At 69.0% G+C, this 25068-nt stretch carries 28 protein-coding genes; 22 read left to right on the top strand and 6 right to left on the bottom strand.

Annotated features, from left to right (window positions below):
• Window positions 1-27: 27 nt before the first annotated feature.
• The 15 genes from ispG (at window position 28) to AC3WPZ_RS02405 (ending at window position 14850) form a co-directional block, all read left to right on the top strand.
• Window positions 28-1224 (top strand): flavodoxin-dependent (E)-4-hydroxy-3-methylbut-2-enyl-diphosphate synthase, encoded by a 1197-nt coding sequence (gene ispG / locus AC3WPZ_RS02475; RefSeq protein WP_492437979.1) that lies wholly within the window; start codon window positions 28-30, stop codon window positions 1222-1224.
• 49 nt (window positions 1225-1273) lie between these two features.
• Entirely contained in the window at window positions 1274-2578 is a 1305-nt protein-coding gene (gene hisS, locus AC3WPZ_RS02470; protein WP_492437940.1) for a histidine--tRNA ligase, read from the top strand.
• 91 nt (window positions 2579-2669) lie between these two features.
• The gene (locus tag AC3WPZ_RS02465) at window positions 2670-3335 is read left to right on the top strand and encodes a YfgM family protein (RefSeq protein ID WP_291113297.1); all 666 of its coding nucleotides are present in this window, start codon (window positions 2670-2672) and stop codon (window positions 3333-3335) included.
• A gap of 5 nt (window positions 3336-3340) precedes the next feature.
• Window positions 3341-4495 (top strand): outer membrane protein assembly factor BamB, encoded by a 1155-nt coding sequence (gene bamB, locus AC3WPZ_RS02460; RefSeq protein WP_492437938.1) that lies wholly within the window; start codon window positions 3341-3343, stop codon window positions 4493-4495.
• Window positions 4496-4545: 50 nt separating this feature from the next.
• Window positions 4546-5880 (top strand): ribosome biogenesis GTPase Der, encoded by a 1335-nt coding sequence (der, locus tag AC3WPZ_RS02455; protein ID WP_492437936.1) that lies wholly within the window; start codon window positions 4546-4548, stop codon window positions 5878-5880.
• A gap of 65 nt (window positions 5881-5945) precedes the next feature.
• Window positions 5946-6215, top strand: coding sequence for an RNA chaperone Hfq (gene hfq / locus AC3WPZ_RS02450; protein WP_084360358.1), 270 nt, complete (start codon window positions 5946-5948; stop codon window positions 6213-6215).
• A gap of 79 nt (window positions 6216-6294) precedes the next feature.
• Window positions 6295-7479 (top strand): GTPase HflX, encoded by a 1185-nt coding sequence (gene hflX / locus AC3WPZ_RS02445; RefSeq protein ID WP_492437934.1) that lies wholly within the window; start codon window positions 6295-6297, stop codon window positions 7477-7479.
• 134 nt (window positions 7480-7613) lie between these two features.
• Entirely contained in the window at window positions 7614-8927 is a 1314-nt protein-coding gene (gene hflK, locus AC3WPZ_RS02440; protein WP_492437932.1) for an FtsH protease activity modulator HflK, read from the top strand.
• A 26-nt stretch (window positions 8928-8953) separates the two neighbouring features.
• Entirely contained in the window at window positions 8954-9847 is an 894-nt protein-coding gene (gene hflC / locus AC3WPZ_RS02435; protein ID WP_291113308.1) for a protease modulator HflC, read from the top strand.
• A 30-nt stretch (window positions 9848-9877) separates the two neighbouring features.
• The gene (locus tag AC3WPZ_RS02430) at window positions 9878-10063 is read left to right on the top strand and encodes a DUF2065 domain-containing protein (protein WP_382158413.1); all 186 of its coding nucleotides are present in this window, start codon (window positions 9878-9880) and stop codon (window positions 10061-10063) included.
• Window positions 10064-10167: 104 nt separating this feature from the next.
• Window positions 10168-11361 carry an ATP phosphoribosyltransferase regulatory subunit gene (locus AC3WPZ_RS02425; protein ID WP_382158411.1) on the top strand — a complete coding sequence of 398 codons (1194 nt, stop codon included), beginning with the start codon at window positions 10168-10170 and terminating at the stop codon, window positions 11359-11361.
• A complete protein-coding gene (locus AC3WPZ_RS02420; protein WP_382158409.1) occupies window positions 11358-12746 on the top strand; it encodes an adenylosuccinate synthase in 1389 nt (462 codons plus the stop codon). The genes AC3WPZ_RS02425 and AC3WPZ_RS02420 overlap by 4 nt, the downstream gene beginning before the upstream one ends.
• A 66-nt stretch (window positions 12747-12812) precedes the next feature.
• Entirely contained in the window at window positions 12813-13337 is a 525-nt protein-coding gene (locus tag AC3WPZ_RS02415) for a phosphoribosyltransferase (protein WP_291113316.1), read from the top strand.
• A gap of 90 nt (window positions 13338-13427) precedes the next feature.
• The gene (locus tag AC3WPZ_RS02410; RefSeq protein ID WP_492437929.1) at window positions 13428-14624 is read left to right on the top strand and encodes a PLP-dependent transferase; all 1197 of its coding nucleotides are present in this window, start codon (window positions 13428-13430) and stop codon (window positions 14622-14624) included.
• Between the two features lie 34 nt (window positions 14625-14658).
• On the top strand, window positions 14659-14850 hold the full coding sequence (locus tag AC3WPZ_RS02405; protein WP_382158405.1) for a hypothetical protein: 192 nt from the start codon (window positions 14659-14661) through the stop codon (window positions 14848-14850).
• A 36-nt stretch (window positions 14851-14886) separates the two neighbouring features.
• Here AC3WPZ_RS02405 and mnmH read toward each other — a convergent pair whose 3' ends face one another.
• Window positions 14887-15966: a tRNA 2-selenouridine(34) synthase MnmH gene (mnmH, locus tag AC3WPZ_RS02400; RefSeq protein WP_382324444.1), complete on the bottom strand. Its 1080-nt coding sequence runs from the start codon at window positions 15964-15966 to the stop codon at window positions 14887-14889.
• A gap of 6 nt (window positions 15967-15972) precedes the next feature.
• The gene (locus tag AC3WPZ_RS02395) at window positions 15973-16653 is read right to left on the bottom strand and encodes an arylesterase (RefSeq protein ID WP_492437927.1); all 681 of its coding nucleotides are present in this window, start codon (window positions 16651-16653) and stop codon (window positions 15973-15975) included.
• Here AC3WPZ_RS02395 and AC3WPZ_RS02390 point away from each other — a divergent pair.
• On the top strand, window positions 16652-17338 hold the full coding sequence (locus AC3WPZ_RS02390; protein ID WP_291113326.1) for an ABC transporter ATP-binding protein: 687 nt from the start codon (window positions 16652-16654) through the stop codon (window positions 17336-17338). The two genes, AC3WPZ_RS02395 and AC3WPZ_RS02390, sit on opposite strands and share 2 nt — an antisense overlap.
• Before the next feature lie 7 nt (window positions 17339-17345).
• Here the strand turns inward: AC3WPZ_RS02390 and AC3WPZ_RS02385 are convergent, their stop codons facing one another.
• From AC3WPZ_RS02385 to AC3WPZ_RS02370, 4 genes are read right to left on the bottom strand one after another with little or no spacing between them, the layout of a single operon-like run.
• The gene (locus AC3WPZ_RS02385) at window positions 17346-17693 is read right to left on the bottom strand and encodes a thioredoxin family protein (RefSeq protein WP_492437925.1); all 348 of its coding nucleotides are present in this window, start codon (window positions 17691-17693) and stop codon (window positions 17346-17348) included.
• A complete protein-coding gene (locus AC3WPZ_RS02380) occupies window positions 17683-18981 on the bottom strand; it encodes a c-type cytochrome (protein WP_291113330.1) in 1299 nt (432 codons plus the stop codon). The genes AC3WPZ_RS02385 and AC3WPZ_RS02380 overlap by 11 nt, the downstream gene beginning before the upstream one ends.
• Window positions 18978-19721, bottom strand: coding sequence for a c-type cytochrome (locus AC3WPZ_RS02375; protein ID WP_382324451.1), 744 nt, complete (start codon window positions 19719-19721; stop codon window positions 18978-18980). Before AC3WPZ_RS02375 ends, AC3WPZ_RS02380 begins: the two co-directional genes overlap by 4 nt.
• The gene (locus AC3WPZ_RS02370; RefSeq protein WP_492437923.1) at window positions 19718-20410 is read right to left on the bottom strand and encodes an acyl-CoA dehydrogenase family protein; all 693 of its coding nucleotides are present in this window, start codon (window positions 20408-20410) and stop codon (window positions 19718-19720) included. The genes AC3WPZ_RS02375 and AC3WPZ_RS02370 overlap by 4 nt, the downstream gene beginning before the upstream one ends.
• A 210-nt stretch (window positions 20411-20620) precedes the next feature.
• Between AC3WPZ_RS02370 and AC3WPZ_RS02365 the strand changes: the two genes are divergently transcribed.
• The 6 genes from AC3WPZ_RS02365 to AC3WPZ_RS02340 are packed head-to-tail and all read left to right on the top strand — an operon-like array spanning window position 20621 to window position 25068.
• A complete protein-coding gene (locus AC3WPZ_RS02365) occupies window positions 20621-20962 on the top strand; it encodes a CidA/LrgA family protein (protein ID WP_492437921.1) in 342 nt (113 codons plus the stop codon).
• Window positions 20959-21639: an LrgB family protein gene (locus tag AC3WPZ_RS02360; protein WP_492437919.1), complete on the top strand. Its 681-nt coding sequence runs from the start codon at window positions 20959-20961 to the stop codon at window positions 21637-21639. Before AC3WPZ_RS02365 ends, AC3WPZ_RS02360 begins: the two co-directional genes overlap by 4 nt.
• A gap of 56 nt (window positions 21640-21695) precedes the next feature.
• On the top strand, window positions 21696-23120 hold the full coding sequence (locus AC3WPZ_RS02355) for an aminotransferase-like domain-containing protein (protein ID WP_444686429.1): 1425 nt from the start codon (window positions 21696-21698) through the stop codon (window positions 23118-23120).
• 26 nt (window positions 23121-23146) lie between these two features.
• Window positions 23147-23890 carry a 23S rRNA (guanosine(2251)-2'-O)-methyltransferase RlmB gene (gene rlmB, locus AC3WPZ_RS02350; RefSeq protein ID WP_291113339.1) on the top strand — a complete coding sequence of 248 codons (744 nt, stop codon included), beginning with the start codon at window positions 23147-23149 and terminating at the stop codon, window positions 23888-23890.
• A 5-nt stretch (window positions 23891-23895) separates the two neighbouring features.
• Entirely contained in the window at window positions 23896-24624 is a 729-nt protein-coding gene (locus tag AC3WPZ_RS02345) for an SIR2 family NAD-dependent protein deacylase (RefSeq protein WP_492437917.1), read from the top strand.
• A gap of 54 nt (window positions 24625-24678) precedes the next feature.
• Window positions 24679-25068, top strand: coding sequence for a nuclear transport factor 2 family protein (locus tag AC3WPZ_RS02340; protein ID WP_382324457.1), 390 nt, complete (start codon window positions 24679-24681; stop codon window positions 25066-25068).

Genomic DNA, 25068 nt, shown 5'->3' with positions numbered 1-25068 from the left:
CCCCCCCCCCCCCCCCGCCAGGGGGGGGTGGCCTGGGGCGACCACCGCGTCACGGTGGGCGGCGATGCGCCGGTGCGCGTGCAGTCCATGACCAACACCGACACCGCCGATGCCGTGGGCACGGCGATCCAGGTCAAGGAACTGGCGCTGGCCGGCTCCGAGCTGGTGCGCATCACGGTCAACAACGACGAGGCCGCCAAGGCCGTGCCCTACATCCGCGAGCAGCTCGATCGCATGGGCGTGAACGTGCCGCTGATCGGGGACTTCCACTACAACGGCCACCGCCTGCTCACCGACCACCCGGCCTGTGCCGAGGCACTGTCCAAGTACCGCATCAACCCCGGCAACGTGGGCCGAGGCGACAAGGGCGACCGCCAGTTCGCGCAGATGGTGGAAATCGCGGCGCGCCACGACAAGGCCATCCGCATCGGCGTGAACTGGGGCAGCCTGGACCAGGACCTGCTCGCGCGCCTGATGGACGAAAACGCGAACCGCAGCGTGCCCTGGGAAGCGCGGCAGGTGATGTACGAGGCGCTGATCACCTCGGCGCTCGAATCCGCCCGCAAGGCCGAAGAGATCGGCCTGAATGGCAACAACATCGTGCTGTCCTGCAAGGTCAGTGGCGTGCAGGACCTCATTGCGGTCTACCAGGCCTTGGCGCAGCGCTGCGACTACGCGCTGCACCTGGGCCTGACCGAGGCCGGCATGGGCACCAAGGGCGCCGTGGCCTCGGCGGCGGCGCTGTCGGTGCTGCTGCAGCAAGGCATTGGCGACACGATCCGCGTCTCGCTCACGCCGCAGCCCGGCGAAGCGCGCACGCAGGAGGTGGTGATCGCGCTGGAGATCCTGCAGGCCCTGGGCATGCGCGCTTTCGTGCCGTCGGTCACCGCCTGCCCGGGCTGTGGCCGCACCACCAGCACCACCTTCCAGGAACTGGCCAAGCAGATCGACGACTACCTGCGCAGCTCCATGCCACTGTGGCGCGCGCGCTATCCCGGGGTGGAGAACCTCAAGGTGGCCGTGATGGGCTGCATCGTCAATGGCCCGGGTGAAAGCAAGCACGCCGACATCGGCATCAGCCTGCCCGGCACCGGCGAGGCGCCCGCTGCCCCGATCTTCATCGACGGGCAGAAGGCCATGACCCTGCGGGGCGAGGGCATCGCGCGCGAGTTCCAGCAGGTCGTTGAAAACTACATCGAGAAGAAATTCGGCGCAACGTCCTGAGCATCGGGACCACCCGATGCCTCTGGCGCATGGCTGAACGAGAGATTGCATGGCAGACAAACTGAGCGCCGTCAAAGGCATGAACGACATCGCCCCTCCCGCGTCCGCGCACTGGGAGTGGCTCGAAGACACCCTTCGCACGCTGATGCGCCGCTACGGCTATCGCAACCTGCGCACGCCCATCGTCGAGCCCACGGCGCTGTTCGTGCGGGGGCTGGGCGAAGTGACCGACATCGTCGAGAAGGAGATGTACTCCTTCGAAGACCGGCTCAACGGCGAGCAGCTCACGCTTCGGCCCGAGAACACCGCCGGTGTGGTGCGCGCCGCGCTGGAGCATTCGCTGCTGTACGACGGTGGCAAGCGCCTGTACTACATGGGCCCGATGTTCCGGCACGAGCGGCCGCAGCGAGGGCGCTACCGGCAGTTCCATCAGTTCGGTGCCGAGGCCCTGGGCTTCGCGGGCCCGGACGTGGATGCCGAGCTCATCGTGCTGGCCTGCGACCTCTGGGCCGAACTCGGCCTCACCGGCATCGAACTCGAGATCAACAGCCTGGGCCAGCCGCCCGAGCGCCTGGCCCATCGCCAGGCCCTGATTGCCTACCTGGAGGCGCACGCCGACCAGCTCGACGAAGAAGCCAAGCGCCGCCTGCACAGCAACCCCTTGCGCATCCTGGACACCAAGAACCCGGCCATGCAGGACCTGGTCAACGCCGCGCCGCGCCTCATGGACCACCTGGGTGCCGAGTCGCTCGACCACTTCAACCGCCTGCGCGGCCTGCTCGATGCGCACGGCATCACCTACCGCATCAACCCGCGCCTGGTGCGCGGCATGGACTACTACAACCTTTCGGTGTTCGAGTTCGTCACCACCCAACTGGGCTCGCAGGGCACGGTGTGCGCGGGCGGCCGGTACGACGGCCTGTTCGAACAGATCGGTGGCAAGGCCGCCCCGGCGGTCGGCTGGGCCATGGGCATGGAGCGCATCCTGGAATTGCTGAAAGAGCAGGGCCGCCTGCCCGAGCAGCCCGCGCCCGATGCCTACGCGATCGTGCCGGACGCGGCCCGCGTGCCCCAGGTGATGCCGGTGCTGCGGGCGCTGCGCCTGCAGGGCGTGAACGTGCAGATGCATGCCGGCGGTGCCGATGGCATGGGCAGCATGAAGTCGCAGTTCAAGAAGGCCGATGCCAGCGGCGCGCGCTTTGCGCTCATCTTTGGCGAACAAGAGATGCACCAAGGCACGGTGGCGCTCAAGTCCCTGCGCGGCCCCCGCACCGACGCGCCCGCGGAAGCCGCGCAAAGCCTGCTGGCCCTCGACGCCGTCGCCGATTGGGGAGGCCGCCTGCGCGGCGACTGACGTTCGCGCATCCGCACGGGGTGGCCTGGGGCCACCCGCCTACAATCCCCCGTTGCGCAACCGGCGCACGAATTCCAGACCCGCATCCACCATGGCCAAACACCTCGACCTTGAAGAACAGGAACAGATCGATCAGATCAAGCACTTCTGGGCCCAGTACGGCAACCTCATCAGCTGGGTGTTGATCGTCGTCTTCGGTTCGTTCGCGGCCTGGAACGGCTGGAACTACTGGCAGCGCACGCAGGGCGTGAAAGCCGCCGCGCTGTACGACGAAGTCGACCGCGCGGTGCTGGCGCGCGACAACGAGCGCGTGGAGCGCGCCCTGGCCGACATGCAGGCCCAGTTCGGCGGCACCACCTTCGCCAGCCAGGCGGCGCTGCTGGCAGGCAAAACCCTGTTCGAAGCCGGTCAGGTCGACAAGGCCCGTGCCGCACTGACCTGGGTGGTCGAGAAATCCGGCGACGCTTCCTACCAGGCCGTGGCGCGCTTGCGCCTGGCCGCGCTGGACGTGGAAGGCAAGGCCTTCGATCAGGCCCTCAAGACGCTGGAAGCATCCGTGCCCAAGTCTTTCGAACCCCTGGTGGCCGACCGCCGTGGCGATGTCTTCATGGCCCAGGGCAAGGCCGATGAAGCCAAGGCGCAATATCAGAGCGCCTGGCAGGCCCTGGGCGCGCGCACCGAGTACCGCCGGCTGGTCGAGGTGAAGCTCGCCGCCCTGGGCGTGGACACCGCCAGCCTGTCTTCCACCGCACGTTGAAATCCATGGTCACCTGCACACCCCGTTCATCCACGGCGCCCTGGCGCCGGGCCTTGCCCGTCATCGGGCTGGTCGCCGTCGCCTTGCTGTCGGCCTGTGGCTCGAGTTCGAAGAAGCCGCAGCCGGCCGAGTTGCCCGCTGTGGCCGCCCTGATGGGCACCCAGCTCGTGTGGTCGGCCCAGGTCGGCGAAGGCCATGCCTCGCTGGCGCCGCTCGTGGCGGGCGGACGCGTTTTCGTTGCCGGCGGTGCGGGCAACGTGGCCGCACTGGATGCCGCCACCGGCAAGGATGTCTGGCGCCTGAACCTGGGCACGCCGATCGCCGCCGGGGTGGGTGCCGATGGCCAGACCGCTGCCGTCGTGACCCGCAACAACCAGTTGGTGGCCATCGCCGATGGGGCCGAGCGCTGGCGCGCGCGCCTGCCCGCGCGCTCGTTCACCGCCCCCCTCGTGGCGGGCGAGCGGGTGTTCGTTCTCACGGCCGATCGCGTGGTCACGGCTTTCGATGGCAAGACTGGCGCCCGGCTGTGGAGCCAGAGCCGTCCCGCAGAACCGCTGGTGCTGAGCCAGACAGGCGCGCTGCTGGCGGTGGGCGATACCCTGGTGGTGGGCCTGGCGGGACGCCTCACGGGTCTCAACCCCGACAACGGATCCGTGCGCTGGGAGGCACCGGTGGCCACGTCCCGAGGCACCAACGAAGTCGAGCGCCTGGTCGACATCGTGGGGCCGGTCAGCCGCATCCGCAACAGCGTCTGCGCGCGGGCCTATTCGGCCGCCGTGGGCTGCGTGGACGCGAGCCGAGGCACCGTGGTGTGGACGCGCGCCGCGCAAGGCACAACGGGTGTGCACGGCGATGACCGCCTGGTTTTCGGCAGCGAGAGCGATGGCCGCTTCCAGGCCTGGCAGCGCGCCACCGGCGAACCCGCCTGGAGCATCGACCGCCTGAAATACCGTGGCCTGACCGCACCGCTGGCCCTGGGCCGTGTGGTGGCGGTGGCCGACAGCCGTGGCCTCGTGCACCTGATCTCCCGCGAAGACGGCAGCGAAATGACCCGCCTGACCACCGACGGCTCGCCCATCCTGGCCCCGCCGGTGCTCGCTGGCGATGCGCTGGTGGTGCAGACACGCAACGGCGGCGTGTTCGCCTGGCGTCCCCAGTAATGCCCGCCACGAACACCGTGTTCGTGACCGCCTGAACGAAAGCTCTTTCCGTGAAACCCGTCATCGCCCTGGTGGGCCGGCCCAATGTGGGCAAGTCCACCCTGTTCAACCGCCTGACGAGTTCACGCGACGCCATCGTGGCCGACTTTGCCGGCCTCACCCGGGACCGCCACTACGGCAACGGCCGTCAGGGCCGGCGCGAGTACATCGTCATCGATACCGGCGGCTTCGAACCCGAGGCCAGCGAAGGCATCTACAAAGAGATGGCCAAGCAGACGCGGCAGGCCGTGGCCGAGTCCGATGTGGTGATCTTCGTGGTCGATGCCCGCGCTGGCATCAGCGCCCAGGACCACGAGATCGCAGGCTACCTGCGCCGCCTGGGCAAGCCCACGCTGCTGGTGGCCAACAAGGCCGAAGGCATGACGCAAGGCCTGCAACTGGTCGAGTTCTACGAACTCGGGTTGGGTGAGGTGATGGCGGTGTCTGGTGCGCACGGGCAGGGCGTTCGCTCCATGCTCGACGGCGCCCTGGAGCTCATCCCCGGCCTGCCGCCGGAGGACGAGGAGGAGCCCGAGGTCGAGACCGGGGTGATCCGCCTGGCCGTGGCGGGCCGTCCCAATGTGGGCAAGTCCACCCTCATCAACGCCTGGCTGGGCGAGGAACGCCTGGTGGCCTTCGATCTGCCGGGCACCACGCGCGATGCCATTTCCGTGCCGTTCGAGCGCTCGGGCCAGAAGTTCGAGCTGATCGACACCGCCGGGATCCGCCGCAAGGGCCGCGTGTTCGAGGCGATCGAGAAGTTCTCGGTGGTCAAGACCCTTCAGGCGATCGAAGACGCCCACGTGGTTCTGCTGCTGCTGGACGCCACGCAGGGCGTGACCGACCAAGATGCCCACATCGCCGGCTACATCCTGGAGAGCGGCCGCGCCGTGGTGCTCGCGATCAACAAGTGGGACGCGGTGGACGCCTACCAGCGCGACCAGATCGAGCGCCAGGTTGAAACCCGGCTTGCTTTCCTGAAGTTCGCCTCGCTGCACCTGATTTCCGCCCAGAAGCGCCAGGGCCTGGGCCCGGTCTGGAAGTCCATCACCCAGGCCCACGCTTCCGCCATGCGGAAAATGTCAACCCCGGTGCTGACCCGCCTGCTGATGGAGGCGGTGGCCTTCCAGGCGCCGACCCGCAGCGGCATGTTCCGGCCCAAGATGCGTTACGCCCATCAAGGCGGCATGAACCCCCCGGTGATCGTGATCCACGGCAACTCCCTGGAAAACGTGCCGGACGCGTACAAGCGCTTCCTCGAAGGGCGCTTCCGCAAGGCCTTCGATCTGGTCGGCACCCCCCTGCGAATCGAGTTCAAGACCTCGGCCAATCCCTTCAAGGAGTAGGAATTTCGACTCAACCTCGGCCCGGCCGCACGGCTGTGGTATGGTCCATTCCTCATTAACTTTCATTGAACACGGAGCATATCGTGAGCAATAACAAAGGCCAGCTCTTGCAAGACCCTTTCCTGAACCAGCTTCGCCGGGAGCATGTGCCCGTGTCGATCTATCTGGTCAACGGCATCAAATTGCAGGGTCAGATCGAGTCGTTCGACCAATACGTCGTGTTGCTGCGCAACACGGTCACGCAGATGGTCTACAAACACGCCATTTCCACCATCGTGCCGGGTCGTCCGGTGCAGTTCTCGGCCGTCGGCACGGACGAGCCGGCAGCGTCCTGATTCAGCGCCTGAATCGCATCCGGCCCGTGCAGCCGACCTGCCGGGCCCGCAACGCCGTGCGCGTTGTCGCTCTACCGACTTGAATTCACCCGCTTCCACCCCATCCTCCACGCCCTCCGTCATCCTGGTTGGGGTGGACTTTGGTGTGCCTCATTTCGACGCTGGCCTCGAGGAGCTGGGCCTGCTGGCCCAGACCGCGGGGTACACCGTGGCCGAGCGCGTCAGCTGCAAGCGCCGCGCACCCGATCCTGCCTTGTTCGTGGGCTCGGGCAAGGCCGACGAGATCAAGATGCTGGCGCAGTCCACCGGTGCTTCCGAGGTGCTGTTCGACCAGTCGCTCAGCCCGGCGCAGCAGCGCAACCTGGAGCGCCACCTGGGTCTGCCGGTCAATGACCGCACCCTGTTGATTCTGGAAATCTTTGCCCAGCGGGCGCGCAGCCACGAAGGCAAGCTGCAGGTCGAACTGGCTCGACTGCAGCACCTGTCGACGCGCCTGGTGCGGCGCTGGTCGCACCTGGAGCGGCAAAGCGGGGGCATCGGTATGCGCGGTGGCCCGGGTGAAACGCAGATCGAACTGGACCGCCGCATGATCGGCGAGGCCATCAAGCGCACCAAGGAGCGGCTCGAAAAGGTGAAGAAGCAGCGCTCCACGCAGCGCCGTCAGCGCGAGCGCCGCGACACCTTCTCGATCTCGCTCGTGGGTTACACCAACGCCGGCAAGTCCTCGCTGTTCAACGGTCTGGTCAAGGCGCGCGCCTACGCGGCCGACCAGCTCTTCGCCACGCTGGACACCACCACGCGCCAGCTCTACCTCGGCGAAGCAGGGCGCTCGGTCTCGCTCTCGGACACCGTGGGTTTCATCCGCGACCTGCCGCACGGCCTGGTCGACGCCTTTGCCGCCACGCTGCAGGAGGCCGCCGACGCCGACCTGCTGCTGCACGTCGTCGATGCCTCCAACCCGTCCCACCCTGAGCAGATCGCCTCGGTGCTCGGCGTGCTCAAGGACATCGGTGCCGATCAGGTGCCTCAGATCCTGCTGTTCAACAAGCTCGATGCGATGGACCCAGCCACGGTGCCGAATGTTTTGAGCGATGCGATGGAACTGGAAGGCCAGTCGGTCCCTCGAATCTTCGTCAGTGCGCGCACCGGCGTGGGCCTGCCCGAGTTGCGGGCCTTGTTGGCGGCACACGTGATCGCGCAAAAGCCGGGGTCTGACCCCTTGCTTCCCGGGGCGCTCCCGGAAATCGGCGAACCCGTGTCCTGATTGGGCACAATGTGATGGTTTTGAATCGACAAAAGAGTTGGCAACCCATGGATGTGAATCTGCAAACCCCTGCCCGCGGCGCTGATCGAGCGACCCGCCCTGTCCGCCGCCGTGGTTGGCAAGGGCTGTGGGGCATGTTCAATCTGAACGACCCCCGTTGGGGCCGGGGTGACGACGAGCCCCGCAACGACGGTGGGCAGGACCCGGGCCGCGACGAGGATCGCAACCCGCAGCGCCAACCCCCGCGCGGCCAAGGCCCGAACCAGGGCCCGCCGGACCTGGACGAACTCTGGCGCGATTTCAACCGCAAGCTCGGTGGCTTGCTCGGCAACAAGGGCCGGGGCGGTAATCAGGGGGGTGGCAATGGTTCCGGCGGCAACGGCGGCATGCAGGGCTTCAACCCGAACCCCAAGGCCACCGGCATCGGCTTCGGCCTCATCGCCGGCGTGGCCTTGCTCATCTGGATGGGCACGGGCTTCTTCATCGTGCAAGAAGGTCAGCAGGCCGTGATCACCCAGTTCGGCAAGTACCACAGCTCCGTGGGCGCCGGCTTCAACTGGCGCCTGCCGTACCCGATCCAGCGCCACGAAACCGTGTTCGTCACGCAGATCCGCTCGGTGGACGTGGGTCGCGACAACGTCGTGCCCGCCACCGGCCTGCGCGAATCGGCCATGCTCACCGAAGACGAGAACATCGTGGAGATCAAGTTCGCGGTGCAGTACCGCCTGAACGACGCCCGCGCCTTCCTGTTCGAGAGCCGGGACCCTGACGCCGCCGTCGTGAAGGTCGCGGAAACCGCGGTGCGTGAGGTGGTCGGCAAGATGAAGATGGATGCCGCGCTCGCCGAAGAGCGCGATCAGATCGCCCCGCGCGTGCGCACGCTGATGCAGAGCATTCTCGACCGCTACAAGGTCGGCATCGAGGTCGTGGGCATCAACCTGCAGCAGGGCGGGGTGCGCCCGCCCGAGCAGGTGCAGGCATCGTTCGACGACGTGCTCAAGGCCGGCCAGGAGCGCGAACGCGCCAAGAACGAGGCCCAGGCCTACGCGAACGACGTGGTGCCGCGTGCCCGTGGTGCGGCCTCGCGCCTGACCGAAGAGGCCGAAGGCTACCGCGCCCGCATCGTGGCGCAGGCCGAGGGTGATTCGCAGCGCTTCCGCGCGGTGTTGACCGAGTACCAGAAGGCGCCGCAGGTGACCCGCGAACGCATGTACACCGACGCCATGCAGGAGATCTACAGCAACGTGACCAAGGTGCTGGTGGATTCCAAGTCGGGCTCCAACCTGCTGTACCTGCCGCTGGACAAGATCATGCAGATGACGGGACAGCCCGCGTCCACGCCCAGCAGCAGCACCCAGCCCAGCGCGCCCACGCAGAGCACGATCCCGGTGCCCACCAGCCGCAGCACGGACAACGCCGCGCGTTCGCGCGAGCGCGAGAGCCGCTGAACAGCGCCAGCGACCAGAGAAACAACATGAACAAACTCGGTTTCATCATCACATCCTTCATCGTGGTTCTGGCGATCGCCAGTTCCATGCTGTTCGTGGTGGACCAGCGCCAGTTCGGCGTGGTCTTCCAGCTGGGTCAGATCAAGCAGGTCGTCACCGAACCTGGCCTGAACTTCAAGCTGCCGCCGCCGTTCCAGAACGTGTCCTACATCGACAAGCGCCTGCTCACCCTGGAGAGCACCGACACCGAGCCGACGCTCACCGCCGAGAAGCAGCGTGTGGTGATCGACTGGTATGTGCGTTGGCGCATCAGCGAGCCGCAGGAGTACATCCGCAACGTCGGCGTGAACGAGCGCGCCGGCGCGCTGCAGCTCAACCGCGTGGTGCGCAACTCCTTCCAGCAGGAAGTCAACAAGCGCACGGTGAACGAACTGCTGTCGACCCGGCGCGAGCAGCTCATGGCCGACGTCAAGCGTGAAGTGCTGGCGGCCGTGCGCGGCGCCGACAAACCCTGGGGCATGGACGTGGTCGACGTGCGCATCACGCGCGTCGATTACGCCGAGAGCATCACCGCCTCGGTCTACCAGCGCATGGAAGCCGAACGCAAGCGTGTTGCGAACGAGCTGCGCTCCACCGGCTTTGCCGAGGGTGAGAAGATCCGCGCCGATGCCGACCGCCAGCGCGAAGTGATCGTCTCCGAGGCCTACCGCGACGCGCAGGCGATCAAGGGCGCGGGCGACGCCAAGGCCGCGGCCTCGTTCTCCGATGCCTTCGGCCGCGATCCGGCATTCGCCCAGTTCTACCGCAGCCTGGAAGCGTACAAGTCGAGCTTCGCCAGCAAGTCCGATGTGCTGGTGGTCGACCCTTCGTCCGACTTCTTCAAGGGCATGCGCAGCAGCAACGTGGCGCCGGCTCGATGAGCCTAGAGCGCTGACAGGCCGGGGCACGACATGTCCGACGCGATCTGGCCGGCGCTGGCCCTGGTGCTGATCTTCGAGGGGCTGCTGCCCCTGCTGGCGCCCAAGCTGTGGCGCCGCGTCTTCACCGACATGCTGAGCCTGCGCGACGGGCAGTTGCGCTTCTTCGGCCTGATCTGCCTGGGCAGCGGCGTGCTGCTCTGGTGGTCGCTGACCTGACCCCGCGCTTCTTTTTCAGCGCCTCCCCGCGCTGAGCGATACCCGCCGGAGTAGCTCCCGGGGGGCCGGTAGAATCACGTTTTTAACAGCGCCTGAAAATATCCATGTCTGCCTGGGTCCTCCCGGATCACATTGCCGATGTCCTGCCTTCCGAGGCCCGTCACATCGAAGAACTTCGCAGGGGCTTGTTGGACACGGCCCGGGGCTACGGCTACGAGCTGGTCATGCCGCCGCTGCTGGAGCACCTGGAGTCCTTGCTCACCGGCACCGGTGAAGCCCTCGGTCTGCAGACCTTCAAGCTGGTCGATCAGCTCTCCGGCCGCACCCTGGGTTTGCGCGCGGACAGCACGCCGCAGGTCGCCCGCATCGACGCCCACCTGCTCAACCGCCAGGGCGTGGCCCGCCTGAGCTACTGCGGCCCGGTGGTGCACACCCGCATCGACCGCCCGCTGGCCAGCCGTGAGCCGCTGCAGTTCGGGGCCGAGATCTACGGCCACGCCGGCCAGGAGGCCGACCTGGAGATCATCGAACTCGCGCAGGCCTGCCTGCGAAATGCTGGCGTGAAAGGCCTGCAACTGGACATGGCCGACGTGCGCGTGATCGATGCCGTGCTCGCACCGGTGTCGCTCACCGCCGCGCAGGAAGCCCGCATCCACGCCGCGCTCAACGCCAAGGACGTGGCCGAACTCGAGGTGCTCGCGCGCGACCTGCCGGCCGCCGTGCGCCGCGATCTGGTTGCGCTGCCGCGCCTGTTCGGTGGTGTGGCGGTGCTCGACGAGGCGCAGCGCATCCTGCAACCATCTGCGGCCCTGCACGCCGCGCTGGACAGCCTGCGCTGGCTGGCCTCGCACGCGCAGGGCATGGACGTGTCGATCGACCTGGCCGACCTCCGCGGTTACGCCTACTACACCGGCATGCGTTTCGCGCTCTTTGCCCACACGCCGGAAGGCCGGGCAGGGCAGACGCTCGAACTGGCACGGGGCGGCCGCTACGACGAGGTGGGCGCCGTGTTCGGCCGCAACCGCCCCGCGGTGGGCTTCAGCCTGGACCTCAAGGAACTGGTGGCGGCGGTGGCGCCGCGTCCTCTGGTGGCGGCCATCCGCGCACCCTGGGGCATGGACGCCGGCCTGCGCCAGGCCATTGCCGAACTGCGCGCGCAGGGCCACACCGTGGTGTGTGCCTTGCCAGGCCACGACCACCAGGTCGATGAATTTCACTGCGACCGCGAACTGGTGCCCGATGCGGCCCGCCGCGGCGCCTGGACAGTACAAACCCTTCAAACGGAAACCAGCAAATGAAGAACAGCAGCAGCGCCGTGACCCCCGGGCGCAACGTCGTGGTGGTGGGCACCCAGTGGGGTGACGAAGGCAAGGGCAAGCTGGTTGACTGGCTGACCGAGACCGCCACAGGCGTGGTGCGCTTCCAGGGCGGGCACAACGCGGGCCATACGCTGGTCATCAACGGCGTGAAGACGGCGCTGCACCTGATCCCCAGCGGCATCATGCGCGCCGGTGTGAAGTGCTACATCGGCAACGGCGTGGTGCTCTCGGTGGGCAAGCTGTTCGAGGAAATCGCCGGCCTGGAGAAAGCCGGTGTCGAGGTGCGCTCGCGCCTGCGCGTGAGCGAAGGCTGTCCGCTGATCCTGCCGTTCCACGCCGCCATCGACATCGCGCGCGAGGCCGCCAAGGTGAAGGCCGGCACCGAGAAGATCGGCACCACCGGCCGTGGCATCGGGCCGGCCTACGAAGACAAGATCGCGCGCCGTGCGTTGCGCGTGCAGGACCTGAAGTACCCCGATCGTTTCGCGGCCAAGCTGCGCGAGTTGCTGGACCTGCACAACCACGTGCTCACCACCTACCTGCATTCCGCCGACATGGCCTGGGACGACAAGATCGCCTCGTACATGAAGGACGGCGCGATCCAGTTCGACGCGGTGTACACCGAGGCCATGCAGCAGGCCGAACTGCTCAAGCCCATGATCGCCGACGTCTCGCGTGAACTCAACGAGGCGCATCAGGCCGGTGCCAACCTGCTGTTCGAAGGCGCGCAAGGCACGCTGCTCGACATCGACCACGGCACCTATCCCTTCGTCACCTCCAGCAACTGCGTGGCCGGCAACGCCGCCGCCGGTTCGGGCGTGGGTCCGGGCCTGTTGCACTACGTGCTGGGCATCACCAAGGCGTACTGCACCCGTGTGGGCGGTGGCCCGTTCCCCACCGAACTGGAATGGGAAAAGGAAGGCACGCCCGGCTGGCACATGGCCACCGTGGGGGCCGAGAAGGGCGTGACCACGGGCCGCAGCCGCCGCTGTGGCTGGTTCGATGCCGCGCTGCTCAAGCGCTCGGCCCAGGTCAATGGCCTCTCGGGCCTGTGCATCACCAAGCTCGACGTGCTGGACGGGCTCAAGGAGCTTCAGCTGTGCACCGGCTACGAGCTGGATGGCCAGGTCATCGACATCCTGCCGATGAGCGCGGAAGACATCGCGCGCTGCAAGCCCATCTACGAAACGCTGCCCGGATGGAGCGAATCGTCGGTGGGAGCCACGCGGTATGAAGACCTGCCGGTCAACGCCCAGCGCTACCTCACGCGCATCGCGCAGACCACCGGGGTGCCGATCCACATCGTCTCCACCAGCCCGGACCGCGACCACACCATCCTGGTGCACAACCCCTACCATGGGTGAAACCACCGGGGGCCGGGTGCGGCCCTTCGTGCAAAATTCCCATCGACATCCCCATCCGGAGCCCGCATGCTGACCGAAGACGGCAAACACCTCTACGTCTCCTACGACGAGTACCACAACCTGATCGAGAAGCTCGCGCTCAAGGTCTACCAGTCGGGCTGGGAGTTCGACACCATCCTGTGCCTGGCACGGGGCGGCATGCGACCGGGCGACATCCTCTCGCGCATCTTCGACAAGCCGCTGGCAATCATGTCCACCAGCTCCTACCGCGCCGCCGCCGGCACCGAGCAGGGTAACCTGGACATCGCGCGCTACATCACCACGCCCAAGGGCGAGATCGCGGGCAAGGTGCTGCTGGTGGACGACCTCGCCGACTCGGGCCACACGCTCAAGGCGGTCATCGACCTGCTCAAGAACAACTACAAGCCGATCACCGAGATGCGCAGCGCCGTGATCTGGACCAAGCAGCTCTCGACCTTCACGGCCGACTACTCGGTGGAGTTCCTGCCCACGAATCCGTGGATCCACCAGCCTTTCGAAGGCTACGACAGCCTGCGTCCCGCGCAACTCCTCGAAAAGTGGAAGCTTTAATCCCATGGCCCCCACGCTCCGCCGCTGCGCGGGTCGCTGCCCCCCGAGGGGGTGCGTGTTGCCTTGGGGCGGCCCGGCGGCCACACATTCATGAGTGACGACCTGTCCACCCGCCTGATCCACCACCCCTACAAACCCCCCGAGGGCTTCGAGGGGGTGGCCCCGGGGGTGTACAAGGCGTCCACCGTGTTCTTTCCCAACGTCGAGGCCCTGCGCACGACCGACTGGAAAGACAAGAGCGGCTACACCTACGGCCTGCACGGCACGCCGACCACCTTCACGCTGGAAGAGCGCATCGCCACCATCGAAGGTGGTCTGCATTGCGTGCTCGCGCCCAGCGGCCTGGCGGCGGTGTCGCTGGTGGACATGGCCCTGCTGCGCCAGGGCGATGAGGTGCTGATTCCCGACAACGCCTACGGACCGGGCAAGTCCTTTGCCTCGGTCGAGCTCGCGGCCTGGGGCATCACGCACCGCTATTTCGATGCCATGGACCCGGCCGATCTCGCGCGCAAGATCGGCCCGGCCACGCGCCTGGTCTGGCTGGAGGCGCCCGGTTCGGTCACGCTGGAGTTTCCCGATCTGCCGGCCCTGGTGGCCCGGGTGCGCGAGGTCAACGCCCAGCGCGGCGCCGACCAGCGCCCCGTCGTCACCGCGCTCGACAACACCTGGGGCGCCGGCATCGCCTTCGCGCCGTTTGATCTGGGCGTGGACATCTCGGTGCAGGCCCTCACCAAGTACCCCAGCGGCGGTGCCGACGTGCTCATGGGCTCGGTCGTCACGCGCGATCTGGCGCTGCACCGCCAGGTCTTGCTCACGCACATGCGCCTGGGGTTGAACATTGGCGTGAACGACGCCGAATTGGTCTTGCGCGGCCTGTCCAGCATGGCGCTGCGCTATCACGCCCAGGACGCCTGCACCCGCGAACTCGCCACCTGGATGCAGGGTCAGGCAGGCGTGGTGCAGGTGCTGCACCCGGCGCTGCCGGGCTCGCCCGGCCACGCCACCTGGCAACGCGATGCGACCGCCGCGGCCTGTCTGTTCAGCGCGGTGTTCGACGCCTCCATTTCCCAGGCGCGCATCGACGCGTTCTGCGACAGCCTGCGCCTGTTCAAGCTGGGCTGGAGCTGGGCCGGCCCGATCAGCCTGTGCGCGCCTTATGACATCGGCTCCAGCCGCAGCCAGGGCTGGCCCCACGCGGGCGGTCTGGTACGCTTTGCCGTGGGCCTGGAATCCGTGCACGACCTCCGCGCCGACCTGGCGCAGGCCTTGACCGCATTGAACCCCTGACCCTCCCCCTTTTCCACCGACCTGAAAGACTGACTTGGCCACTCCCAATTACGGATACGAAAAGCGCCAGCGCGAGCTCGCCAAGAAGAAAAAGAAAGAGGAAAAGCTCAAAGCCAAGGCCGCTGGTCGCCAGCACCAGGACACCGATGCGCCCGAAGAGCCGGGTGCCGGATCGCCTGACGCGCCCGGTGACGCACCGGCGGGCGGCGACAGCGCGGCCGACTGAGCCCGCTGGTTCCCACGTCGGCCGGCGCTTGGGCGCTCAGGCCGGGTGGGTGGCTGTGGCCTCGTCGGCCATCAGCGTCCGCGCCGCCTGCGCCAGGGCGTCGGGCGACCGGTCCCGCAGCACCAGCGGCCGGGCCTGCGCAAACCGCGTGAAATTGCGCGCGATCGACTGGGCGTACATCGGGTCGTAGTGGCCGGTGAGCAGTTCCAGCACCACCTCCGGTGTGTGGCCCGCACGCACCTTCCCCGTCCAGCCCGACACCACTTGCTTGCCCCGCAGTTCCGTGAGCGCCTCCAGGCGTTCGCAGAACGCCGCCGGGTCCTTCACGAAGAAGTCGTAGTCCTCCAGCAGCAGGGCCACCCGCTCCTCGTCGCCCAGGCGCAGGTCGATGCAGGGGCTGGCGCGCATGGCGTCGATCAGCGCTTCGTTCACGCGCACATTGCCCACCTTTTTGCTCTCGCTCTCGACGTACACCACCCGGCCCGGGTCGAAGCCCCGCAGGGCCGCCCAGACCAGGGAGTCGAAGCGCTTCTGGCTGGGTTGCGGCTGGCCGGGGATGTGGCCCAGCACCGAGCTGCGGTGGCTGGCCAGGGCCTCGAGGTCGAGCACCTGAGCGCCCTGGGCGGCCAGGGCATGCAGCAGGCGCGTCTTGCCGCTGCCGGTGGGGCCGCAGACCACGCGGTACGACAGGCCCTGGGCTAGGACAGGCAGCGCTTCCACCAGCGCGGCGCGCCAGGCCTTGTAGCCGCCTTCGATCAACGTCACGCGAAAGCCGATCGCGCCCAGGATGGTTGCGAGCGCGCCGCTGCGGTTGCCGCCGCGCCAGCAGTAGGCCAGCGGCTTCCAGCCCTTGGGCTTGTCGATCACCTCGCGTTCGATGTGGGCCGCGATGTTGCGCGCCGACAGCGCCGCGCCGCGCTTCTTGGCCTCGAAGGGGTTGACCTGCTTGTACATCGTGCCGATGTCGATGCGCTGCTGGTTGTTCAGCGTGGGCCAGTTCACCGCGCCGGGCACGTGGTCGAGCGCGTACTCGTCTTCGGTGCGCGCGTCGATGAGGGTGTCGAAATCGGCGAGGCGGGCCATCGCCTCGGCGGCGCTCAGGATGTGGACGGGCATGCCCGATTATCGGGCGGCGAGCAGCTTGCGCAGTTCGGGCCAGACGTTGTCGCGCATCGTGGCCTGGGCGGATTCGTTGGGGTGGATGCGGTCGGCCTGGAACAGCGCGGTGGGGTCTTTGGTGTCGGCCACGCCCTTGAGGAAGAAGGGCACGAGCGCGGTCTTTTCGGCCTTGGCGACGGTGGTGAACACCTCCCGGAATTCCTGCCCGTACTTCGCGCCGTAATTGGGCGGCATCTCCATGCCCAGCAGCAGCACCTTGGCACCGGCCTCGCGCGAGAGGCGGGCCATGGTCGCGATGTTTTCGCGCGTCATGTTCAGCGGCAGGCCGCGCAAGGCGTCGTTGCCGCCCAGTTCGATCACCACCAGGGCGGGCTGGTGCTGCTTGAGCAGGGGGGCGATGCGCGAGCGCCCGCCCGAGGTGGTGTCGCCGCTGATGCTGGCGTTGACCACACGGGCGCGAACTTTTTCCTGTTTCAGACGCTCATCCAGCAGGGCCACCCAGCCGGTACCGCGCTTGAGGCCGTATTCGGCGCTGAGCGAATCTCCCACCACGAGGATGAGCGGATCGGCGGAAGCGGTGGCCTGAGCATGGGTGAAGCCAGAAGACCCCGCGGCGGCCAGGGCGCACAGCGCGCTGGCCAGCACGTTAAAGTGACGGCGTTTCAACTTGAGAAGTCCTTCCATGTCCGATGTGATGATTGCGGTCCAGCATGTGTTCAAGTCCGTGACCGACTCCACCGGCTCCCTGACGATTCTGCGCGATATCGATTTCACCCTGAACAAGGGGGAAACCGCCGCCATCGTGGGCGCGTCCGGGTCGGGCAAGAGCACGCTGCTGTCGATCGTTGCGGGTTTGGACACGCCCAGCAGCGGCACAGTTCACATCGACGGCGTCGATTTGTTCGCCCTGGACGAAGACCAGCGTGCCGCGCTGCGCGCGCAGAAGGTCGGTTTCGTGTTCCAGAGCTTCCAGCTGCTGGGCAACCTCACCGCGCTGGAGAACGTGATGCTGCCGCTGGAACTGGCCGGCCAGCGCGATGCGCGTGCCACCGCCACCCAGATGCTGCAGCGGGTGGGCCTGGGCGAGCGCCTGTCGAGCTACCCCAAGGTGCTCTCGGGCGGTGAACAGCAGCGCGTGGCCCTGGCGCGCGCCTTCGTGGTGCAGCCCTCGGTGCTGCTGGCCGACGAGCCCACCGGCAGCCTGGATTTCGCCACCGGCGCCCGGATCATGGAACTCATGTTCGAGCTCAACCGCGAGCAGGGCACCACGCTGGTGCTCGTGACGCACGACCGCGCCATCGCCCAGCGCTGCGAGCGTCGCATCACCATCGAAGCCGGCCAGGTGGCCGCCGAGGCCGAAGCGGCCTGAGGCGCCTTCAGGGGGAGGCCGGGCGCAGCCGCTGCCAGAGTTCGGCGACTTCGTCGTCGACCTGTGCGGCCGGGTGTTCCGGCTCACTCAGGGTTTCCAGCAGGCGCGTCAGCAGCTCCACCCGGGGCAGCACCGGCCCGAAGAACAGCACCCGATCGGCCCGGCCCACCAGGACCGTGGGCAGGGTTTCCACGTCGAGGTCGCCGAGCAGCGTGGCCTCGTCTTCGATGTCCAGCCAGCGCCAGCGCAGGTGCGGGAGGCTGCTGGCCGTCTCGTCGATCACCGGTTTCCAGTCGCGGCAGGTGCCGCACCACTGGGCGCACAGGCTGACGACATGGAGGGGTTCAGCGGCCAAGCGGTCCCCTGAGCTGCTGCACGTCCAGCGCGCTGACCGGCGGTGCCTGGTTGCCCCATTGGGTGCGCACATAGGTCAGTACGTCGGCCAGTTCCTGGTCGTTGAGCTGCAGCACGAACGGGGGCATGCCGAAGGGGCGCGGATGACCCTCGGTGGCCGGGCCGAAGCCGCCGTTGAGGACGATCTGCACCAGGTTGGCGGGGGAGGCCATGGTCACCGCGCGGTTGCCGGCCAGGGCCGGGTAGGCCGTGGTGCCCTGGCTGGTGATGCCTTCGCCCTGGTTGCCGTGGCATTGGGCGCAATGCTGCTCGTAGCGCTTGCCACCCACGCTGAGCGCGCGGCTGTCGGCGGCGGGCGGCTTCTCGCTGCGCGACGCGGGCGGCTTGGGCAACTGCTGGAGGTAGCTGGCCATGGCCCGCAGATCGGCCGGTGCCCAATGCTGTGTGCTGTGCTGCACCACCTCGGCCATGGGGCCGGAGACCAGCGCGTCGCGGGCGCGGCCGTCCTTGAACAGGGCGACGATCTCGTCGACGGACCAGTCCTGCAACCCGGCCTCCGCCGGATCGAGCAGCGAGGGGGCGTACCAGCGTTGCATGGGGATCAGCCCGCCGGAGAGACCGAGCATGTCGCCCTGGCCGCCCAGCGCATCGCGCGGCACATGGCAGGCGCTGCAATGGCCCAGGCCGTTGACGAGGTAGGCGCCGCGCAGCATCTCGGGTGCGCGCGCGGCCGAGGTCGGCGGCTCCTCGGGGCCGGCCTTGAAGTACAGCGTGCGCCAGGCCTTGAGCGCGAGCTGCGTGTTGTAGGGCCAGCGGATGTCGTGCGGCGGCACCGGCGCGTCCACCGGGGGCAGGCTGCGGAAGTAGGCGTAGAGCGCGTCGCTGTCTTCGCGCGTGACCTGGGTGGTGTTGTTGTACGGGAAGGCCGGGTTGAGCCAGCGGCCGTCCGGGCCCTGGCCGTGGTGCATGGCGCGCCAGAAGTCGTCGGCGCTCCAGGGGCCCAGGCCACTCTCGCTGGGGGTGAGGTTGCTGCCGTACACGGTGCCGAACGGCGTGGGCAGGGCATAACCGCCGGCGAACGGCTCGCCGCCGCGGGGGGTGTGGCAGGCCTGGCAGTTGCCCAGCACCGAGAGGTAGCGACCCCGCTCGATGGTGTTCGGATCGCGCAGGTCGGCGGCCACGGTGGCGGGCGGCACGGCGATGGGCTGCGCAGGCCAGGCGAGCCAGGCCACCACGGCCACGCCGATCAGCAGCAGCACGGCGAACGCGCGCAAGGCGATGCGGCTCATGGGCGGCCTCCCTTGGGCGGCATGGCACTGCCGCATTGCAGGGGCAGGGGCGCAGCACCGGGCGCCACGGCGTGGGTGTTCGCCGGCAGGCGCTGGGTGGAGAGCCAGGCGCTCACGGCCGCGATGTCGCGGATGTCCAGGCGCTGGGCGATGTCGGCCATGCAGTCGGGCGCGTGGGCCTTGCGCTGGCCGGTGCGCCAGGCGCCGAGCTGCGCGTTGAGGTAGTCGCGCGGTAGCCCCAGCAGGCCGGGCGTGGCGGGCTGCACGCCGGTGAGGGCCGCACCGTGGCAGGCGACGCAGGCGGGCAGGCGGCGCGCGGCATCGCCATGCAGGGCCAGCTGTTCACCGCGCTGCAGTTCCTGCGGCGTGGCTTCCGCCTTGGCCGGCGCGGGGTAGGGCACGTCCATGGCGGCGAAGTGCTCGGCGATCTCCAGCAGGTAGGCGTCGCTCAGCGGGTCCACCATCTGTGTCATGAGGCGGTAGGTGCGCCGGCCATCGCGGAAATGCAGCAACTGGTTGTAGAGGTAGCCCGCCGGCTTGCCCGCCAGGCGCGGGTAGTAGCCATCGGGCGCGGCGCGGCCCTGGTTGCCGTGGCAGGCGGTGCAGGCCACCATGCGCTGGGCCATGGTGTCTTCGAAGGTGGGTGGCTGCGCGGCGGCCGGGAGCCCCACGCAGGCCAGGGCGAGCAGCAGGGAGGGGCGCCAGTGCGGTGGCAAGGTCAAGCGGGAGAACAGGGTCATGTCGTGGGGAACGTTGAGGGTGAGAGCGTGGACAGGGCGGTTCGGTTCCAGTCGGTCGGGCAGGGCAGGCCCGGGGCCAGCGCCGCCGCCACGGGGGCCAGGCGCTGGGGCAGGTCGGGGCCGAACAGCCATTCGTCTTCGCGGAAGAACACGTGTTCGAGGCGCAGCGTGCCGGCGAGGGCTTTCCCGGGCCAGTTTGCGCCAGTATCGGGCACGACCGACAGGCCGTCTTCCTCGCTGCGCAGCAGCACCCAGTGGTCCACCGGGCCGTTCAGGCGCACCGGCGCGATCAGGGAGAAGCCGGCCCACTGCAGGTTGGGCACCGGTTGGAGTTCACCGCGCAGCAGCCAGCCCCGGCCGGTGTCGTGCGCGTACAGCGCGTCGAACGAAGGGGCCACGGTGGCCGCCCGCTCGCCGCTCAGGAAGTCGGCCAGCCAGTGCTCGCGCAGGGCGACGTTGGGTGACTGGAGCAGCGCCTCGATGGCCAGGCGCTGGGCCCACAGCAGCCAGGCCGCGGCCGGGTCGTGCCGCGCCAGTTCGGCCGCGCCGGCCGCCAGCGCGGCCAGCCCGTCGCCCGCACCGCCCAGGTGGGCGGGCACGCCGCAGCGCAGCAGGCCGCTGTCCACCACCTCGCGCAGCGCGTCGAGGCCGGGTGGGGCCGGTGGTGGTTTCGTGGGTTCCAGGGACATGCCGCCATCGTGGCTCAGGCTCATCTGATTCGCAAGATGCAGTTTTATTGAAAAAATACCAGATCAGAAGCGCCTGCTGATCTGTTCTGATCCGCTTGCATTGCGCCGCATCTGAGCCGTGGCAGATGCGGCGCACCGGGCGATACTGGCCCGATGATGTTCCCATTCCCTGATGATCTTGGGCCGCGCGCCAGGCGCGTGGCTGGGTGGGTGGCCGCCGCTGCGCTGCTGGCCGGCTTGCAGTGGCTGGGCGACGCCCTGGTGGCCTTGCTGGGTTGGCCCTTGCCCGGTTCGTTGCTGGGCTTGCTGATGCTGCTGGGCCTGCTGGCGTTGCGCGGTGGCGTGCCGCGCGGCCTGGACGAGGTCACCGCGCCGCTGCTGCGCCACCTGATGCTGTTCCTGATCCCCTCGGTCGCGGCCGTCGGGCTGTACGGCCACCTGCTGTGGCAGCACGCGGCGCTGTTCGCGCTGGCGGCCACGCTGGTGACGGCGTTCACCCTTGCTGTCACCGGCTGGACCCTGCACCGGCTGATGCGCCGGCGGCAACCGTGAGCGCGGCCGTGCTCTGGACGCTGGTGACGCTCGCGGCCTACGCGGCGGCGCTGTGGCTGTACCGGCGCAGCGGCCACCACCTGCTGTGTCTGCCGGTGCTCACTGGCACGGCCCTGGTGCTGGGCGCGCTGGCGCTGGCGGGCACGGGCTACCCCGTTTACGCCGAGGGCACCCGCCTGCTGCGCTGGCTCACCGGGCCGGCCATCATCGCGCTGGCCGTGCCGCTGTACCGTCAGGCTGCGCTGTTGCGGCGCATGGCGCTGCCGCTGCTGGGCGCCCTGCTGGTCGGGTGCCTGGCCTCGGTGCTGGGCACGCTGCTGCTGGCCCTGGGCCTGGGCTCGCCGATGCCTTTTGCGCTGTCGATCGCCCCCAAGGCCGCGACCATGCCGATCGCCATGCAGGCGGCGGAGCGGGCCGGCGGTCTGCCCGCGGTCGCGGCCCTGGCCGTGGTGGCCACCGGCGTGTTGGGCACCCTGTTCGCGGGCCCGGTGCTGCGGTTGCTGCGGCTGGACGATGCGACCACGCGCAGCTTCGCGCTGGGCCTGGTGGCGCATGCCATCGGCACCGCGCGCGCCCTGCAGACGCACCCCGGCAGCGTGGCCTTCGCCGCGCTGGCGATGGGCCTGAACGGCGTGTGCACCGCGCTGGTGATCGCGCTGCTGGCGCGCTGGCTGTGACAGACCCGACGATGCGGCCGCTAAGATCGGCCGACCCCCTTCACGATGCCGATCCGATGAGTGGCGCCCGCCTCACCCGCTACCAGCAACTGGCCGAAGAAATCGCCGATGGCATCCGCGCCGGCCTGCTGCGCCCCGGCGAGCGCCTGCCCTCGGTGCGCCAGACCTGCGAGCAGCGCGGCGTGAGCCCGTCCACCGTGTTCCAGGCCTATGGGCAGCTGGAGTCGCAGGGGCTGGTGGAGGCGCGGGCCCGGTCGGGCTTCTTCGTGCGCGCGACGCGCCGCCCCGCGCGCTCCGCACCGCAGGCCGCACGGCCCAGTGGCGAGGCCACGCCGGTGGCCATCAGCGAACTGGTGTTCGAGCTGCTGGGCTCCACGCGCGACGCCGACGTGGTGCCGCTGGGCTCGGCCTTTCCGGCGCCGCACCTGTTCCCCTTCGACGCGCTGGCGCGCAGCGGCGCGCGCGCCATGCGCCGGCTGCCGGCGGCCCGCATCACCGGCGCGCTGACCGCGGGCGACGTGGGCCTGCGCCAGGCGGTGCGGCGGCGCTACGCGCTGCACGGCGTGCCGCTGGCCGAGGACGAACTGGTCATCACCAATGGCGCCATGGAAGCGCTCAACCTGTGCCTGCAGGCGGTGACCCAGCCCGGCGACGTGGTGGTGGTGGAGTCACCCACCTTCTACGCCGCGCTGCAGGCGCTCGAGCGCCTGCACCTCAAGGCGGTGGAGGTCGCCACCGATCCGCGCGAAGGCGTGGACCTGGACGCCCTGGCCGCGCTGCTGGAGCGCCAGTCGGTGGCGGCATGCTGGTTCATGCCCAGCTTCCAGAATCCGCTGGGCGCGCTGATGCCCCCCGAGCGCAAGCAGGCGCTGGTGGCCCTGCTGGCGCGCCACCGCGTGCCGCTGATCGAGGACGACGTGTACGGCGAGCTGCACGCCGGGGCGCGCCGCCCGCCGCCGGCCAAGGCCTTCGACCGCGAAGGCGGTGTGCTGCATTGCTCGTCGTTTTCCAAGTGCCTCGCGCCGGGCTACCGCGTGGGCTGGGCCGCGGCCGGGCGCTACGCCGGGGCGGTGGAGCGACTGAAGATGTCGAGCTCGCTGGCCACCGCCATCCCGCCCCAGCTCGCGCTGGTGGACTACCTCGCGCAGGGCGGCTACGACCGCCACCTGCGCCGCTTGCGCGAGGCGCTCGCGGGCCAGCAGCAGCATGCGCTGCGCCTGGTGGAGCGCCACTTCCCGGCCGGCACGCGCGTCACGCGCCCGCTGGGCGGCTACTTCCTCTGGCTGGAGCTGCCGCCCACGGTGGACGCGCTCGCGCTGCACCACCGCGCGCGAGAACGCAACATCAGCACCGCGCCGGGCGTGCTGTTTTCGGCCGACCGGCGCTTCACGCACCACCTGCGGCTCAACGTCGGCCACCCCGGCGATCCCCGTTTCGATGCGGCGCTGCGCCTGCTGGGCGAGCTGGCGCAAACCGCCTGAGGACGGCCAGCGTCGATAATCCCCGGATGTCTTCCCCCAAAGTGCTGTTCGGCTTTCACGCCGTGGGTGTGCGCCTGAAAACCGCGCCGCAATCCATCATCGAGATCTACTACGAGCCGACCCGGCGCGACGCGCGCATGCGCCAGTTCCTGGACAAGGCGCGCGAAGCCAACGCCCGGCTGATCGAGGCCGACGGCCTGCGCATCGCCAAGCTGGCCGGCAGCCATGGGCACCAGGGCGTGGCCGCGCGTGTGGAAGCCGTGGCGCAGGTGCGTTCGCTCGACGACCTGCTCGAACAGCTCGAGCCCACCGGCATCCCGCCGCTGCTGCTGGTGCTCGACGGCATCACCGACCCGCACAACCTGGGTGCCTGCCTTCGCGTGGCCGACGGGGCCGGCGCGCACGCCGTGATCGCGCCCAAGGACCACGCGGCCGGCATCAACGCCACCGTGGCCAAGGTGGCCAGCGGCGCTGCCGAGACCATGCCGTACTTCATGGTCACCAACCTCGCGCGCACGCTGGGTGAGCTCAAGGAACGCAACATCTGGGTCATCGGCACCAGCGACGACGCACCCAAGACGCTCTACCAGGTGGACCTCAAGGGCCCGGTGGCGCTCGTGCTCGGCGCCGAAGGCGCGGGCATGCGCCAGCTCACGCGCAAGACCTGCGACGAGCTGGTGAGCATCCCCATGGCCGGCGCCGTCGAGAGCCTGAACGTCTCGGTGGCCAGCGGCGTGTGCCTCTACGAAGCCCTGCGCCAGCGCAGCTGAACACCATGGGTGACACGGACGCGGTGCGCGGCTGGGTTCGGGACGCGCGCCACATCGCCGTGCTTACGGGCGCGGGCATGAGCGCCGAATCTGGTGTGCCCACCTTCCGCGACGCGCAGACCGGCCTGTGGGCGCATTTCGATCCGCAGGAACTCGCCACCGAGTCGGCCTTCCGGACCCACCCGCAGCGCGTGTGGGACTGGTACGCGCACCGCCGCGAGATGATCCGCGCCGTGTTGCCCAACGCGGGCCACGCGGCGCTGGCGGCTTTCGCGCGGCAGCACCCGGGGCGCCTGACCCTGATCACCCAGAACGTGGACGGACTGCACCAGCGCGCCGGGAACACCGACGCCCTGGCCCTGCACGGCGGCATCGCCGAAGACCGCTGGCTCGATGCGCCGCGCGCCTGCTGCCAGCCCGACGCCATCGAGGCCGGCCATCCGCCGCGCTGCCCGGTGTGCGGCAACCTGCGGCGCCCGGCCGTGGTCTGGTTCGGTGAAAACCTGCCGGCCGATGCGCTCGAAGCCGCCGAACACGCCGCCCGCCACTGCGACCTGATGCTGGTCGTGGGCACCTCCGGCGAGGTCTACCCGGCGGCGGGCCTGGCCTTCACGGCCCACCAGAGCGGCGCGCGGGTGGTCACCGTCAACCCCGAGCCGACCCCGCTGGACGTGGTGGCCGAGACCTGTCTGCGGGAGACGGCGGCGGCGTGCCTGCCGGCCTTGCTGGCCTGAACCGGGTTACGCTGTCGTTCACCCCTCCCACCTCACCCGCACAGGAGACGACCCATGACCCACCCCGTCCTCGACACATGGCACAACCTGGTGCAGACCCGCAACGCCAGAGGCCTGCGCGAGCTGCTGGCCGATGAGGTGGTGTTCCATTCGCCGGTCGTGCACACGCCGCAGGCCGGCAAGGCGGTGACGACGCAGTACCTCGCGGCGGCGTTCCAGGTTTTCTTCAATGCCTCGTTCCGCTACGTGCGCGAGGTCGTCGGGCCGCGCGACGCGGTGCTGGAGTTCCAGGTCGAGATCGACGGCATCACCGTCAACGGCGTGGACATGATCCGCTGGAACGACGAGGGCCGCATCACCGATTTCAAGGTGATGATCCGCCCGCTCAAGGCCATCAACCTGATCCACCAGAAGATGGCGGCGATGCTGCAGGCGAACCAGTAG

It is taken from the genome of Hydrogenophaga sp. FW305-3-2-15-A-LB1 (assembly GCF_058787875.1).
Note: the sequence above shows the minus strand (reverse complement) of the source record. Positions and strands in the feature narration are given on the sequence as shown.